This window comes from Atlanticothrix silvestris CENA357 (assembly GCF_016056295.1).
Taxonomy (GTDB): Bacteria; Cyanobacteriota; Cyanobacteriia; order Cyanobacteriales; family Nostocaceae; genus Atlanticothrix; species Atlanticothrix silvestris.
On record NZ_JAECZB010000004.1, the window covers coordinates 75147 to 91560 of the forward strand.

General features: G+C 41.9%; 12 protein-coding genes. 5 read left to right on the top strand and 7 right to left on the bottom strand.

Translation table 11 applies throughout. From position 1 onward, the window contains the following. Positions 1-275 precede the first annotated feature (275 nt). From I8751_RS03465 to I8751_RS03490, 6 genes are all read right to left on the bottom strand, one after another. Positions 276-1820, bottom strand: coding sequence for an iron uptake porin (locus I8751_RS03465; RefSeq protein WP_225893929.1), 1545 nt, complete (start codon positions 1818-1820; stop codon positions 276-278). Between the two features lie 128 nt (positions 1821-1948). Then, positions 1949-2923 (bottom strand): phosphotransferase, encoded by a 975-nt coding sequence (locus tag I8751_RS03470; protein ID WP_214437766.1) that lies wholly within the window; start codon positions 2921-2923, stop codon positions 1949-1951. Between the two features lie 90 nt (positions 2924-3013). Beyond that, positions 3014-4858 carry an ABC transporter ATP-binding protein gene (locus I8751_RS03475; RefSeq protein ID WP_214437767.1) on the bottom strand — a complete coding sequence of 615 codons (1845 nt, stop codon included), beginning with the start codon at positions 4856-4858 and terminating at the stop codon, positions 3014-3016. Then, entirely contained in the window at positions 4859-6016 is a 1158-nt protein-coding gene (locus I8751_RS03480) for a glycosyltransferase family 4 protein (protein ID WP_214437768.1), read from the bottom strand. Positions 6017-6060: 44 nt separating this feature from the next. Then, the gene (locus I8751_RS03485; RefSeq protein ID WP_214437769.1) at positions 6061-7389 is read right to left on the bottom strand and encodes a glycosyltransferase; all 1329 of its coding nucleotides are present in this window, start codon (positions 7387-7389) and stop codon (positions 6061-6063) included. 83 nt (positions 7390-7472) lie between these two features. Further along, the gene (locus I8751_RS03490; protein ID WP_214437770.1) at positions 7473-8759 is read right to left on the bottom strand and encodes a glycosyltransferase family protein; all 1287 of its coding nucleotides are present in this window, start codon (positions 8757-8759) and stop codon (positions 7473-7475) included. Between the two features lie 716 nt (positions 8760-9475). Here I8751_RS03490 and I8751_RS03495 point away from each other — a divergent pair. The 3 genes from I8751_RS03495 (at position 9476) to I8751_RS03505 (ending at position 13112) form a co-directional block, all read left to right on the top strand. Further along, entirely contained in the window at positions 9476-11047 is a 1572-nt protein-coding gene (locus I8751_RS03495) for a sensor histidine kinase (protein WP_214437771.1), read from the top strand. 199 nt (positions 11048-11246) lie between these two features. After that, a complete protein-coding gene (locus I8751_RS03500) occupies positions 11247-11915 on the top strand; it encodes a response regulator transcription factor (RefSeq protein ID WP_214437772.1) in 669 nt (222 codons plus the stop codon). A 255-nt stretch (positions 11916-12170) separates the two neighbouring features. Then, the gene (locus tag I8751_RS03505) at positions 12171-13112 is read left to right on the top strand and encodes a HAMP domain-containing protein (RefSeq protein ID WP_225893930.1); all 942 of its coding nucleotides are present in this window, start codon (positions 12171-12173) and stop codon (positions 13110-13112) included. 198 nt (positions 13113-13310) lie between these two features. Here the strand turns inward: I8751_RS03505 and I8751_RS03510 are convergent, their stop codons facing one another. Further along, positions 13311-13550, bottom strand: a complete 240-nt coding sequence (locus I8751_RS03510) for a hypothetical protein (RefSeq protein WP_214437774.1) — start codon at positions 13548-13550, stop codon at positions 13311-13313. Positions 13551-14063: 513 nt separating this feature from the next. Between I8751_RS03510 and I8751_RS03515 the strand changes: the two genes are divergently transcribed. Further along, on the top strand, positions 14064-15377 hold the full coding sequence (locus I8751_RS03515) for an ABC transporter substrate-binding protein (RefSeq protein WP_214437775.1): 1314 nt from the start codon (positions 14064-14066) through the stop codon (positions 15375-15377). Between the two features lie 125 nt (positions 15378-15502). Beyond that, positions 15503-16414, top strand: coding sequence for a carbohydrate ABC transporter permease (locus I8751_RS03520; protein ID WP_214437776.1), 912 nt, complete (start codon positions 15503-15505; stop codon positions 16412-16414).

The window sequence follows — 16414 nt, forward strand, 5'->3', positions numbered from 1 at the left end:
TAAGTAAACAAGTCAAAGGCATAAATTAAAAATTTACGAATAAATGAATATTCCTATATAGGTGTCTAGTATTAATGAAATATTGTTCCGACAACGCCCATGAGAGGACGAAATTTACCGTCGCTTCCTACGAGACAGTTCGTCATCATGCACATATAGCAGTTACCACTTAGCTCAGGACATAAATAATCTTGGGAAAAGGTTAAAGGGTAAAGGATCAAAAAACAAACCCTTTCCTCCTTACCCCTTCTTTCCTGTCCCCTGCTATAACTGAATTAGAAAGTAAAAGTTGTACGAACCGTACCCACATAAATAGTGTTATTACTACCATTATGTTCAGGATTGGTAATGAAAAATAAACCTGGAGTGATCGCCAGATGATCCGTAATTTGAAAGTGGTAAAAGGCTTCTAGATGTAAAGATGTATCTTGATCTTCAAATTTATCACCGAAACTATTGTGAATTATTTTAGGTGGTTGACCCACTATAAATCCTGCAAAGCTATCTTCCTCTCCAAGATCTCGCAAAGCTAACAGCACAGCCCATGTGGAAATCACAGCATTTGGAGTTGTTGGTAAATCTTCGGCATTCGCATGAATAAAACCAACTCGACCGCCAAGGGTGATAGTTGAGTTAAGTTGCCAAGCAGCTTCTGCACCAAATGAATTAGCAGCGATCGCATCTGCTTCATCATCAAATGGATTGCTGGTCAATTCGCTGCCGGTTCCCGTCTTGAGATTATTATAAGAATGGATATATGTAAAGCTGATTGCTGTAGTTTTGGTAGGTTCGAGGGTGAATTGGGCGATCGCTCCATAAGGACTAGCAAAAATACCCCTCTCTGGATTAGCTGCATCGCTGGTGATATATCCCAACGACAAATTGAGAGAGTCATTTAAATTATGAGAAATACCGATACCTGTGCCGCCACCTTGTCGGCGAATTGGGTTTTCTCGTCCAAATGTAGAAATTGAGCCATCTCCACTACCACTAAAAAGAGGATTGACACTAGGAACAAAGTCGCCTAAACCTCCTCCCAAAGCGTAAAAAGTCATGAGGGTTTGCTCACCTAGCGGGAATCTATAATCTAGCTCATCTACTTCCATCTCATTGTCAGTATCACCATCAAATCCCAGGTTTGCCATTTGGGTTCCAGTAAAATCTGTCAACTCTGGTATATTGCGTGCTTGCAAGCGCACCTGTAATCGATCTTTACCCGTGAAACTGCTATTGAGGCTAAGACGGACGCGATCGCTTAATACCAAATTCTCATTGATTGACTCATTACTATTATCAGCTTTCTTTCCACCAGCAAATCCAGCCACAGCAAAGATGATCTCTCCCTCTAATTCAACATGAGGTGAAAACTGTTGTGCTTGCAATGCATCAACGTTAGTTTCTACTAAATCAAGGCGTTGATTAAGAATTGCTAATTCTGCTGAAAACTCTGTTTGTAATTTCTGGATTACAGTTAACGTTTCTCGATTAATAATGTCAAATTTATTGTTGATAACTAATTTATTTATACTTGCAAGGCAAGCATTTAGTTTAGCAGCTAACTGGTATCGAGTCACTGTTTGATTACCAAATTCAGTATCACGGCTAACACAGTTATATTGTTCAGTTAATGCTTGTACTGCTTGAAATTCCCAGCTATTAACACGAATATTCGACAATCGAGAAACAGATGGGAGTTTATTTAATGTATTATTCTTTGAGGTTGGGATAGGTGTTGCAATAGCTGGAGTTATGCTGTTTAGAGTTAGTGAACTAATTAAAGTAATCAAGCGAAATTTTCGCCAAAAAATAGAACCTATCAATGCTATCTCCTGAAAATTAAGGGTTATTGGTGTAGACAATTGGTCTTATCAGACGCGATAAATCGCGTCTCTACATTAAGTTTTTTGGTTTAAATGAACGGTATTGATTTATAATCACGAATTACGAATTACGAATTACGAATTATCTTGAGTCGTTGTTCGCATAGATTTAACAATTCTTCTGTAAAAGGGCGGCGTTCTGGAAATCGGGTGCTGATATGAATGTGTCGTACTAAGGTAAGAATGGTGTAAGATTCAATGGCGGTTTGTAAATCATCATTTGTCATCTGAATAAATCTTTCAATCAAAGCATTTTCACATTCGCGCAACGCTTCTGAATTACCAAATGTGCGAAGACTATATTCTTGAATATGAGCGATGTAGTTACCGATATCAAGTGCCGGATTACCTTCGCAATATAAATCTAGATCGATGAGATACAAACGAGAATTATTAATAATTATTTGATCGGGATAAAAATCTCGATGAATACCACAACGTTTTGGTTCTGGTGTATTTTTTCCTAACCAATTACATGCTTCTAATATTTGTTCTAAACGTTCTTGCCATTGGGGATATTGTTGTATTACTAATGATATGCGCTCATGCAAGATTCGCAATTCGTCTGTCATGGTGTGAGAACGGCGAGGAGGAATATTAGTTTGGTGAAGTTTATAAGCAGCTTCAGCAATTCGTTTTGCTAGTAAAATGTTGTGATTTGGCGTTAAAAATTGAGTAGCGATCGCACCTTCAACTTTGTACTGCAACCACATCTGCCATTCAGGAATTACACCAACAGGTTGCGGTACAGAAATACCATCAGCACTATCATCAGCAAATCCCGCTGACCACAAAGCTTTCTGTAACTCATAACTTTTGAAATCTGTTCCCTTAGCTCTGACCTTACCAATCAGCGTAATTGTTTGTCCAGAATCATTAACTAACTCATATTCAATCAAACAACGCCGCCCTGGTTTGTGGCGAATAACTTGGATTTTTTGCAGACAAGTATTTTGTACGATCGCCAAACGCCTATCAAAACATTCTTGCACCTGCACCGGATCAATCGCTGCCGACAAAAAAGGCATTTTAGGATCAATCATATTAATTTACCGGGCTACGCCCCGCTACGCTAACACGCAGAGGCGCTGAGAAAATGAGATTTTGAGATATCAAAAGGTGCATTAAAACTCTTACTCTCTGCGCCTCTGCGCCTCTGCGTGATAAAAATCATTTCCATTTTCCATAGCATTCTGCACTTGATACAAAGCCGCATAACGCCCATTTTTTTGCATCAATTCCAAATGAGAACCTTGTTCCACCACTTGCCCATTTTCCATATATAGAATCATATCTGCGCGAGTTGCAAGATAAAGGTCATGAGTAATTAAAAAAGTCGTACGATTTTCCGACAATCTATGCAGTGCATCAATCACAGCCTTTTCATTCCCCTTATCCAACCCAGTCGTAGGTTCATCTAAAATCAAAATAGGAGCTTGACGAATAGCAGCACGAGCGATCGCAATGCGTTGGCGTTGTCCACCTGAAAGGGTTGCGCCTCTTTCCCCTACAAGGGTGTCGTATCCTTGCGGTAAACCTTGGATGAAATCATCAGCATTAGCTAAACGAGCTGCGTCTGCGATTTCAGCATCGGATACCCCTGCAATCCCATAAGCAATGTTTTCGCGAATGGTAGCGGCAAATAATAGACTATCTTGCAAAACTACACTAATTTGTGGGCGTAATGATTCTAATGTGTACTCTCGGATATCCCGTCCATCAATCATCACGCGACCCGATGTCGGATCATAAAGTCGCAATAATAGACTGACTAATGTAGATTTACCACCACCAGAAGTCCCAACGATCGCTACTTGCTGTCCCGGTTGAATATTTAAATTGATATCTTGCAGCAAAACCTGTCCTGATTCATAGCCAAAGTGAACACGATCAAAACGCACTGCACCTCGAAAGATTGGGGCTGGAATTGCATCCGGCAAATCTCGGACATCAGGTTGCTGATTTAATACATCTAAAATTCGCTCACCAGAGGCCGCTGCTTTAGCGAGTCGTCCGGTGTACTTAGCAAAGTTCTGCACCGGTTTAAAGGCATTCTTGAGATAGGTGAGAAATACCAGCACATCCCCAGGCGTTAAAGCATTTTGTAACGCCAGCCAAGAGCCGTACAATAACACGATCGCTGTTCCTAAAGCAATCACAGCATCAACGGTGCGTTCTAAATGAGCAGCCAGACGTTGAGTTTTGACGCTTTCTTTGAGGCTACGTTGATTTTGCTGAGCAAACACTCGTGCAAAAGCATCTTGCAGCGAGAGGGCTTTAACCAGTTTAATAGCAGCAATTGACTCAGCCGCCGTCGCCGCTACAGCTCCTTCTTGTTTGCGTTGTTTTAATGAAGACTGTCTAATTCGTTGGCTGAGTCGATTAGTAACTAACCAAAATAACGGTAGTGTAAACAGTGAAAGTAGGGTGAGGTTGCGATTCATCAAAAACATCACCCCAATCATGCCAAAGAGGGTGAGAATGCTAACTACTAGCGGTAATGCTGCCGTAATCATAATTTCTTGCAGACGGCTAGCATCACTACTGACACGCACAATTAAATCACCGCTACGAGCTTTGGTGTGATAACCCAAAGATAAATCTTGCAGATGACGATATAAATGATTACGTACTTCGGCCATAACTCGGCTACCGACTGTTGCCAATCCAACGGTACTCCAATAAGCAGCAAGGGCACGTAATCCGGTAATGATTATGACTGCAACTGCCGAGAATGTCAGTAATGTTAATGGTTCTAAGCGATCAATGATTGGAATATTAGTTGCTGGATTACTCCGAATCAGAACATAATCGAAGACAAACTTCAAAGGCCAAGGTTCCAGCACTCGGAGTCCGACATCTGCAACTAGAGCGATCGCAGAAATCAAAATTAGTCCATACTGTGGGCGGATGTAAGGCCAAAAATAGCTTAGTACTCCCCATAAACCAGGAATCGCTTGTTTTAAGGGTTTTGACATTTATCGCCTCACCTCAACATAAAGTCCAGCCATACGTAGGATTTTTTGAGCGATCGCATCCCAAGTATGATTTTTCAGAACCTTTTGGCGAGCAGCTTGTCCTAAACTATGACGCAGAGTAGGCGATCGCCACAATTTTTCTAATGCATCTGCCAAGGCGATCGCATCACCTGGAGGACAAAGAATACCATTCACCCCTGTATCAATTAAATCTGTCAATTGTCCAATTCGACTCACAACGACTGGTAAACCAGCTGCCATATATTCATACACCTTCAACGGTGAGAAGTAAAAATCCGATTGCGCTGGATAGGGTGCAACAGCAACATCCATTTTTGTTAATAATTGAGGCACTTCATCAGGATTTACCGCGTCGGTAAATTGAGTATGAGAATCTAAGCCGCGTTTAGCTAATTCGCCTTCAAGATTTTCTCTTTCTGGGCCATCACCCACAATTAAAAGTTTGGCATTGGGAACACGTTGATGCAGTCTAGTAAAAGCCTCGGTGAGAATTGGCAATCCATGCCACGGTTTCAATGTGCCGACAAATCCCACTGTAAAGTTTTCTGGCTGAGTTGCAGTATGAAGGACAGAAAAACGCTCAGGATTTACACCATTTGGAATGATCTGAACTTTGCTACTATCTACATAATTGATTAAATAAGTTTTCACTTCATCTGAAACAGCAATCAGTGCTGTAGCAGCTTGAAAAACTTGATTGGCTACTTGTTCAGCACTTTCGCGATCAATTAAACCGCGATGCTTTGCCTGTTCTTGAATCAAAGGTGAATTTATCTCTAAAAATCCAGGAATTGCCATAGTTTGGGCAAATTCCATTGCGCTATAACTCCAAAGAGAATAACGCTCATAAATGAGATCAAAAGGGCCAAACTTCTCCAAATCTAAACGCAAATCTAGATTAATTGATAAAGCAACTTGCTCTCGCAGCGCCTTTTCCAGTTTAGGGATAACTGGAAGTTGATGAACCACAACATTAGCTAAATCTGCGGGTAATTCTGCCCCAATGCGAGTAGCAAATAATTCCACTTGACAACCTTGCCCTTGCAAAGCTCGTATCACCTCCTGGACATGAATCGAGCATCCCTTTTGCCCAAAAACAGGTACTCCCGGATCAGCACAGATGTATGCAATCCTCACCCTTTACACCTCCTGGATTAGTTTAAACATTTGATGCTTTGCACTTAGTCCGCGCAGACGGACTTGGTTTGTATAGCCGCGATTTCTAATCGCCGGGGTTTTATTGCCGTATGGAATAATTCCCGTAACATTGCAGCATTACGATGAATATCAAACTCCGACTCAATTAATTGCCTAGCTTGAGCCGACAACTTAACTCGCAAAACAGGATCTGTAAGAACTTGCTCAAGTGCATTGGCAAAGCCCGCCGTTCGCTGTAGCGTCTCTGAAAGAGAAGGCATCGCTAATTGTTTAGCATCATGTTGTGGCACAATCAATCCAGTCTCGCCATTTCTTATCAATTCCGGAATCCCAGTCACATCGATACTTACACAGGGCGTTCCCAATGCCATAGCTTCGAGTAAAACTGTAGGTAATCCATCCCGATTGCCATCTTTGCCAATAATATATGGCGCTGCAAATACAGCAGCTTGCTGCATCAATTGAAACACCTCATTTTGAGGACGGGGGCCAACAATTTCCACAGTAGATTGCAGTTCTAAATCTTGGATTTGTTGTCTTAATGCAGATTCCAACGATCCTGTACCGACAATTTGACACTGGAACTCATAATTTTTTTGCTTCAGGATGGCGCAAGCATCTATTAAAATAGATAGCCCTTTCTTCTCGATTAACCGACCAACTGAAATAATCAAGGGAGGCCGTTCTGCTGGAGAAGAATATTGTAATTGTCGCAAATCTAAACCATTGTAAATCCGCTGAACTTTCTTTGCGGCTACACTATAAGTTTTTTGCAAATGCTTGAGGTTATAGTCACTGACAGTCACGACAGTAGCCGCATCCTGTAACTTACGTTGCATATCCTCAAATTCAACACTTTCATGAAAGATATCTTTAGCATGAGCAGTAAAGGTGTAAGGAATGCCTGTAAAGTGAGATGCTAGTCTAGCTACACTGGTGGCGATCGTGCCAAAGTGAGCGTGTAAATGAGTGATGTTTTTGAGTTGCGCTTCCCGTGCTAGCCATGCGGCTTGATAAACAGTGCTAGCTTTTTCACCTTGAGCAATTGCTAACTTTGACCAAAAGTCTGGAATGACTTTACTGGCTTCTTGTAATTCTGCCCAAAAATAACTAGCGGCTGTAGGTGCGAGACTATTAAGCGATTCGCTCATGCGACCTTGAATAGGCTTGCGAATGTAGGTTACAGACGCGCGCACCTGGGAAATAATATTTTGAAAGTGAGTGTCAGATGACGGTCTCAAGGCAAAAATTTCAATTTTTAAGCCAGCCGCTTCATGAGCCAAAATTTCATTGACTACGAAGGTTTCAGAATAGCGAGGATATCGTTTGAGAATGTAAGCAACACATGCCATGGTCAGTGGTCAGTTGTTAGTTGTCAGTTGTTAGTAATGTTTTTTCTTCTTGCTCCCTTGCTCCCCTGCTCCCCCTGCTTTCTTCACGAGGCTTGTTGTGATGAGTGATGAGCAGAGGTGAGGATTTCATTTACGAATTGGGGAATGCGGTTAAGTCCTTTGAGATCGACACAATTACGGGCTTGTGGTGGCTGAACTTCCTGTGTTAACCATTCTGTCAATGCTTGAGGTGTTAGTTGCTGTGGGTGCAATACATCAACTAAACCAAGCGCTTGTAATCGTTCGGCACGGACTAACTGCTCTTGCCGGGGTTTGATTCGGGGTACAATGAGCGATCGCTTTTGAAATGACAGCAATTCACAAGTTGTGTTGTAACCACCCATTGCAATGACGCGTTCGGCTCGATTCAGTAATAGTGTTGGTTCCGCTAAATATTCCAACACGCACAAATTGTCACGTTGAGCAGCATAATTCTGAAGCTTTTGCCTTACCTCTCGCGGCATAAATGGCCCCGTCAAGATAATGCCGTTCATCTCTGGTGGTAGTTCAGCATGAGCAAATGTTTCTGCCAAAAGCGCTCCGTCTTGTCCACCTCCCACTAAGCACAATGCTATTCTTTCAGATGGCAGATTCAGTGATCTAAATGCCTGAACGCTTTCTATATCGATGAACTTGAGGCGGCTACGCTGGTCGAGATAGCCAGTATAGCGGAATTTGGCAATAGTCTTTGGGTGGAGATGGTATTCCTTTCCTAGGTCATAGATGGCTTGATCTCCGTACACCCAAACCGCATCATAATAGGTTTGAATCGCCTTTTCATTAGCCCCTCGTTTCCAATCTCGACGCACAGCGGCGGGTTCATCTAAGACATCCCGTAAACCGAGAATGCAGTGTGTTTTTTCTTGAGTACGCAAGTATTCTAGGGTGGGATCTAGTTCTCTGACTGCTCCTCGCGGCACATTATCCACAATGAAAATATCTGGTTTAAAGGTTTTGATGGTGGTTAAAATAACTTGCGATCGCAGTGTAATAATTTCCTGCAATGACATATCCAAACGCCGCGCCTGATATTTTCCATCAATGTTTTTGTGCAAAGCAGGTAGAGTCAAACAATCAACACCTGGGGGTGTAGGTACATTGCTGGCATCTTGGATGCCGCTAATCATCAAAACATCAATTTCTAGGGATGAACATCCTAATGTTTGAGCAATCAACAAATTACGGCGTTTGTGCCCCAATCCCATTGTGTCGTGGGAATATAAAGCAATGCGCCATTTACGAGCGTTGCTCGATAAACCACTAACCTTTGAAGACATTACCCCAGTCGATGTTCGCGCTATTTCCTTAGAAGGAGGCAACAACTTTTCCATATACACATTTGCCAATTTAAGGGATAGTTTTTTCAAACAATTAACGTCCTTATTGCTGAATTAACTTAACAAATTTCTAACATTTAATTCATTCAATCAATTGAATCAAATGGCATTAACTTTTTTTCTGTTAAGTTATAAAATTTTGACCAATGTAGTGTAGATTCTTCCTAAGAAATAATTATTATTTTTCATAAGCGTTTTTTATAAAAAAGTATTAACATCTGGTTAAGCAATAATTAACAAAAGGTAAATACTATTTTAGAAACTATCAATTTTTCATGAATCAAGCATGAAAAATTGATGAAAATTTTCTCATGTTGAAAAAACAGATTAGGTCGGTAAAATTAATTCGAGGTCAAAAGTATGATGTTATGAAGATTTATTGAGGGCACAAGCTCTGTATAATCAGAACTGCCCATAGTACCTTGCCCCAGATTTAAGCAAGGAAGTTCATCTGTGTAACAACCTTCCCTTAATCTACTTTTGGAATATAACTTTATTCTCATCATATTGAGCATTTATAAAAAAGTAACTTCCTTTTAAGTCATATTAACTTCCATCAGATATAGCGAATAAATTTTTAATAAAAAAAGTTCAATTTTTAGATTTCTGTCAAAATTTTCTAATTTAAATGTGTTTTATTACGGATTAAATATCATTTTCAACAACTTTATTTGATAATTTGAAACCGCTTCAAGTGAGGAGGAGTAGAAATGAACAAAGCAATAACTCATCGCCGCGATCGCAAGTCTGATACCACAATGTCTCGTGTGCTGATAGTTTGGCAGCAAATATTTGGAGAAGCACGCACCCGGATTTTGCTTTGGTACTTGCTGATTTTAGGCATAACTTTTCTGATTGCCATTCCTGCATTTCGCTACCAGCTCTACCAACGCATTGATGAGCGTGTTCGTCGAGACATGGTGGCAGATATGATGGATTTCAAGGCATTGATGAATGGGGAAAGCCTTATTCGAGAAAATACACTCAATAATGATGCCTCACAAGAGATGGTAATTGAGCCAGAACCATTAAAGTGGTTTTCCTCTGGAAATGAACAAATCACTACTCCAGCCTCAGCAGAAGATGTAATGAAGCTTTTTGGAGCTTATCTGTTGTATCGGCGACCAGAAGATGACTCTTACTTTATTACTTTTATAGATGGTGAATTCTACAAATCTAGTCCGCTGGCGCGCCCCAAGCCCCTAGCTCAAGATTCACAGCTCATGAAGCGGTGGGCAAAGCAAACCCAACCAGAACAGGGAGAAAAAGAATTTTCTGTAACTGATGCCTGTAAGATTCTTTACATGGTGGAACCCATTAAAATTAATGGACAAACACGGGGAGTTTTTATTATTGCTCATACCACCGCTGGTGAACGAGCAGAAGCTCTAGAAGCGGTTGGTGTGATTATTGAAGTTTCTAGCTTAGTATTTATAGTGTCATTAACCTTGGCTTGGTTAGCAGCAGGGCGAGTATTGGCTCCTCTGCGGACGATTACTACCACGGCTCATGCCATCAGTGAGTCAGATTTAACTCAGCGCTTGCCTGTACGCGGTAAAGGAGAACTAGGAAAACTGGCAACGACATTTAACGAAATGATGGACAGACTAGAAGCAGCCTTTGCTACCCAACGTGAATTTGTCAACGATGCTGGACACGAACTCCGCACCCCCATCACTATCGTTCGTGGACATTTAGAGCTGATGGGAGATGACCCCCAGGAACAACAAGAAACCCTGGCATTGGTCATAGGAGAACTAGACCGGATGAGCCGTTTGGTTGATGATATGATTTTGCTGGCAAAAGCAGAACGTATAGACTTTTTGCAGGTGGCAACAGTGAACGTTGCAGAGTTCACCCAAGAGTTGTTTGTTAAAGCCCAAGCATTGGCAGAAAGGGACTGGCAACTAGACTCTGTAGCTAAAGGCCGGATTGTTGTTGATCGCCAACGAATTACCGAAGCTGTGATGAATCTGGCGCAAAATGCTACTCAGCATACTGGTAACAGTGACACTATCTCTATAGGCTCTGCGATCGCCAAAGGAAAGGTGCGTTTCTGGGTACGTGATACAGGTGAAGGCATTCCATTGGTTGATCAAAAACGAATTTTTGAACGTTTTGCTAGAACTTCTAACAGTCGCCGTCGTTCAGAGGGGGCTGGATTGGGCTTGTCTATTGTACGAGCGATCGCAGAGTCCCACGGTGGGCAAGTATTGCTTCGCAGTCAACTAGGAACAGGCTCGATGTTTACTATTGTCTTACCACTTGATCCACCTAAATGAGCAGGGGAGCAGCACTTCGGCTACGCTCAGTGACCGGAGCAGGGAGCAGGGAGCAGGGAGCAGGGGGCAGGGGGAGAAAGAGTTTGAGCCTTATTTACTTTTATTCACATGGTTTGGTTTTATTTCACCGACTTACTTAGTCCTACTTGGATGTAAAAATTGGATAGTTTAATTTTTGGAGTTCCCTAAATGAGTGCCTATGCCCAACATTCTCATCGCTGAAGATGAACCTCGAATTGCTTCATTTGTTCAAAAAGGGTTGCGATCGCAAGGGTTCACAACAACAGTGGTTACAGATGGGTTATATGTGCTTGATGTATTGCAAAGTGGAACTTTTGATTTGTTAATTCTAGATCTGGGGTTGCCTGGAAAAGATGGATTTCAAGTCCTAGAAGAACTACGTGGACAGGGTGAAGACTTACCTGTGATTATCCTCTCTGCTCGCAGTGACATTCACGACAAAGTTGCTGGACTAGAAGGAGGTGCAGATGATTATGTCACCAAACCCTTCCGATTTGAAGAACTGCTAGCGCGGGTAAAGTTGCGGTTGCGAAGTACTAGACCTGTAAGAGATGATCAAGAGTTTACTCTAAAAGCTGGTAATGTAGTGCTTGATTTGCGGACTCGACAAGTTAAAATAGGCGATCGCCTCGTCGAACTACCTGCTCGTGAATTTGCAATGGCAGAAATGTTTTGCCGTCATCCAGGACAAGTGATCAGTCGAGAACAACTACTAGATTACGTTTGGGGTTACGACTATAACCCAGGTTCTAATATTGTCGATGTGTATGTTGGTTATCTCCGTAAGAAACTAGGCAGCAAAGTCATTGAAACAGTTAGAGGGATGGGTTATCGCTTGCGAACATAATGAGGTTAATAACTCTATTACCAAAGCATTTTGCTTCAGTGGCTTGCTGGAACGGATTCAAGTTGATCGGAGTCGTGGTTGAGTATGAAACAGCACAACAACTTCGATGAGCTGGTTTTTATCCAGTCAAATAACTCCAGTCCACACACAAACAATTTTAGGTCTTGGTTCAGCCATCTGAAGGTTGGCCAAAAAATTGGCTTGGGATATGGATTGCTTGTAAGCATCACAGTGCTGGGAACTACTATTGGGTTTATGACTGCGGATTATTACCAGCAACAAGCGCAAAAACGAGAAGAAGCGGCAATTGAAGAATTATATGAGGTATCCCAACTCAAAACCAGTGTGTTTCGTGTCCGCACTAACCAACATAAACTGATTTTGTACATGAATGAGCCAAAAAGATGGCAAGAACAATACACAGATTTAGTTAATTATGTTTATCAAGCAAGACTCGTGTGGTATGAGTTTAGAGCCAATTACAGTAATGATAACTCTACTATCTATGATTCTGTAATTGAACAAGAAGCAATTCGCCGCTTGTTGCAAACTCACAAAGGTTTTGATGCTTATTTAGAACGCACAGAGACTCTGTTTCAAAATAACAATCCCAGACAATTATCATCCAACGAAATTAGAGCAGCACAAGACCAACTTCTCAATTTCATGCATGGCTCATCAGTTTTTATGATTGATAACTTCCTCGATGACATCACTAACCTCGTTGAAGTCATAGCTGAGGAGTATCATCTGGCAAACGAAGAACTGCAAAGAGCAGAGAAATTACGCTTATATATTATTATTGGCAGCTTATCATTATCAATTGCGATCGCCACATTACTAGCAATTTACACTAGTCGCACCATTGCTCATCCCATTCAAGCAGTTACCCATGTTGCCCAACAGGTTACAGAGGAATCTAATTTTGATTTGCAAGCACCCGTAACCACTAATGATGAAGTTGGTATCTTGGCTGCTTCCCTCAATCGTCTAATTTTAGAAGTGCAGCAACTCATCAAAGCTCAAAACGACGCTAACGAACAGCTAGAAGTATACAGCCAAGTACTGGAAAAGAAAGTCTGTGAACGGACACGGGAATTAAATGAGAAAAATCTCAGCTTAGAGTTGGCATTAGAACAATTGCGCCGCACCCAAGCCCAACTTGTAGAAACTGAGCAAAATAGTGAGAAAAACTAAAAAATTATTCAATCAAGAAAAATATATTCCACCTTCCGCGCTTTAACTGTCACACATAAGAAAAAGTCACCAAAGGAGTACAAAAGAACTAAAGCTAATTCAAGGGCTAAGAGATATATCAAGTGCGACCGCTTTGCTGCTTTAAAAAATCAACGCACTTTTGCCCAATCCTAGGCACAAACAATTGGTATAAGTCCTCTAATTGTTACTTAGTGTGTGGGGTAATTCGTTCTCTTCGTCCTCTTCGTATTCTTCATCTTCTTCTTCGTTAGACCATGTAATTTTCAATACCGAAAGCGCTACTTTTAAACGCTCTTTATAAGCTGAGTCAAAATCACCATCTTTTGAGGTTAATGCCGCCTCAACAAAATTGGCAGATGCCTTCGCGGCTTTATATAGCGCTTCTAGAGCTTCGTCAAAAAACTTTTCTTGTGACATGGCACTTTTTCCTGACTTTGAATGTTAATTGAACTTAATCAACATCTTTACTATGATTCGAGTGCGACAAAATAGCAAATGATTAAGACTTTGCACTTTTGTTGAACTCTAAAATAATTATTAAATATAAATGACTCATATTATTGCTGGGTTAAGAAATACATGCATTTTTAATTGGCATTGATTGTATTTGCTTCCCCAGCCCCTCAGCCAAGCCACTTCACTTTGGAGCGTTGCTCCAAGTAAAATTATTCGCTCGAAAGTAACCGCAAAGCAATCCCAAGCCTTTGTTTCAAAGCCATTTCATTCGTCACTGTACAACCTTTGAGCAAACGCCACATTATCAGGGGTTGCTTAAAAGCTAGCTATATGTGCATCTAAAGCCTCTTGTCTGGATATTTTTGTGTAAGTCCCACTAGTAAGGATGGTTAAGTTACGCAAACAGGCAGTAAACACAATTACTTCGGCGCGATAACTATATAATTATTACCAATAGCGATCGCTACATTAATAATGTTGTACCGAAAGCCAATAAACAAACTGCAAAAATTGATCCAAAAACCAAGTTTTTTGCATCTAGGGATTTTTTTGACAATTCTGTTAGGTATCATATTGTTCAGTTGGGTAGCATTCCCACAGCAACCTGTTACCCTGAATATGTTAATTACTGCCCCCGATGCCCAACCTTGGAAACAGGGTTTAATCAGAGACTTTGAAGCTGAAAATCCAGGCATTCGCATTAACCTAGTTGAAGGGCCAAATGCCACAAATTTGCTCGAAGACCTGTATACATCATCTTTTATCTTAGGTGAATCTCCTTACGACCTGGTGAATATGGATGTCATCTGGACACCCAAATTTGCCGCTGCTGGATGGTTGCTACCCCTAGACGATCGCATTTCCAAAGAGGAGTTGGCAGCATTTTCACCCAAGGATGTAGAAGGGGGACGTTACCAGGACAAACTGTATCGCATTCCAGTACGTTCTGATGTGGGAATGCTTTACTACCGGGAAGATTTACTTAAAAAAGCAGGATTGAAACCACCAGAAACCTTTGAGGATCTGATGCGAATTTCCCAAACCTTGCAGAAGCAAGACAAGGTAAATTGGGGCTATGTTTGGCAGGGTCGCCAGTATGAAGGACTTGTGGCTATGTTTGTGGAAGTCCTCGATGGCTTTGGTGGTTTTTGGGTTAATCCCGACACCCTGGAAGTGGGACTAGATCGACCAGAAACATTACGAGCTATTGAATTTTTACGTAATACTATCAGGGAGGGCATTTCTCCTCCGGGAGTTACAACTTATCAAGAAGAAGACACTCGACGCTTATTCCAAAGTGGTCAAGTGGCGTTTTTACGCAGTTGGCCTTATGCATGGCCTTTAGCCCAAGCAAAGGATTCGCCAATCCAAGGCAAAATAGCAATTAAACCAATGGTTCATGCTCCTGGTCAGACTGGAGCAGCTTGTCTAGGAGGCTGGGGTATAGGAATTGCTAAATCTTCTCAACATCCCGAAGAAGCTTGGAAAGCAATTCAGTACTTTACCAGTGAACAGGTACAGCGCCGATTCATTTTGAGTGCCGGCTATGTGCCAAGTCGCCGGGATTTGTTTACAAATCCCGAAATTGTTGCCAAATATCCCCACTATCCGCAGTTATTGGAAGTCGTGGACAATGCAGTTTTGCGATCGCCGATTGCGCAATATGCCCAGACATCAGATATCTTGCAGCGTTATCTCAGCGCCGCCCTATCCGGTAGGACAAGTCCCGAACAAGCAATGCAAGCTGCTGCTAATGAAACGCGCCGACTGCTTGTAACTAGGAACTAGGGACTAGGGATTGGGTAGAGAACAGCAGGAGCAGGGGAGCATACTTCGACTGCGCTCAGTAACCGGGGGAGCAGGGGAGCAAGGAGAAAAAACATTACTGACAACTAACAACTGACAACTGACAAATGACTAATCTGCATACACTCCGAAGTCGAGAACAAAGAACTGCTTGGCTCTTACTAACACCAGCATTGCTGCTGTTGTTGTTTGTATTTGCGTACCCGATTCTACGAGCATTCTGGTTAAGTGCATTTACTAGGAATTTGGGAACGGAGCTACAACCAGTATTCTCTGGTTTAGACAATTATGTGCGGATGGCGGGAGATGGTCGTTTCTGGCAGAGTTTATGGGCGACGACTGTGTTCACAACAGCATCTGTACTTTCAGAACTCCTGCTAGGACTCTTGATTGCTCTGGTTCTCAATCAGGCGTTTTTTGGACGGGGCATAGTGCGGACAACCGCTATTCTACCTTGGGCTTTGCCTACTGCTCTGATTGGTCTGGCATGGGCTTGGATTTTTAACGATCAGTTTGGGATTGTAAACGACATTCTACTGCGATTGGGGTTGATTAAAACGGGGATTAACTGGTTAGGAGATCCAACTCTGGCAATGCTCGCAGTTATCTTTGCTGATGTTTGGAAAACTACACCCTTTATTAGTATTCTGCTGTTGGCTGGCTTGCAGTCGATATCAAAAGACCTCTATGAAGCTTATTCTGTCGATGGAGCAAATGCTTGGCAAAGCTTCCGCAATATTACCCTGCCATTGCTGCTACCGCAAATCTTAATTGCAGTCCTATTTCGGTTTGCTCAAGCTTTCGGGATTTTCGACTTGATTGCTGTGATGACGGGGGGTGGCCCTGGTGGTGCTACTGAAGTGGTGTCACTGTACATCTACTCTACGGTGATGCGCTACTTAGATTTTGGTTATGGAGCAGCCCTCGTAGTTGTGACATTTCTTATATTAATTGCTGCGGTGGCGATCGCTAGTTTCTTGCTGAATAAATACCGTGCCAAAGCATCAGGAGCCATTTAA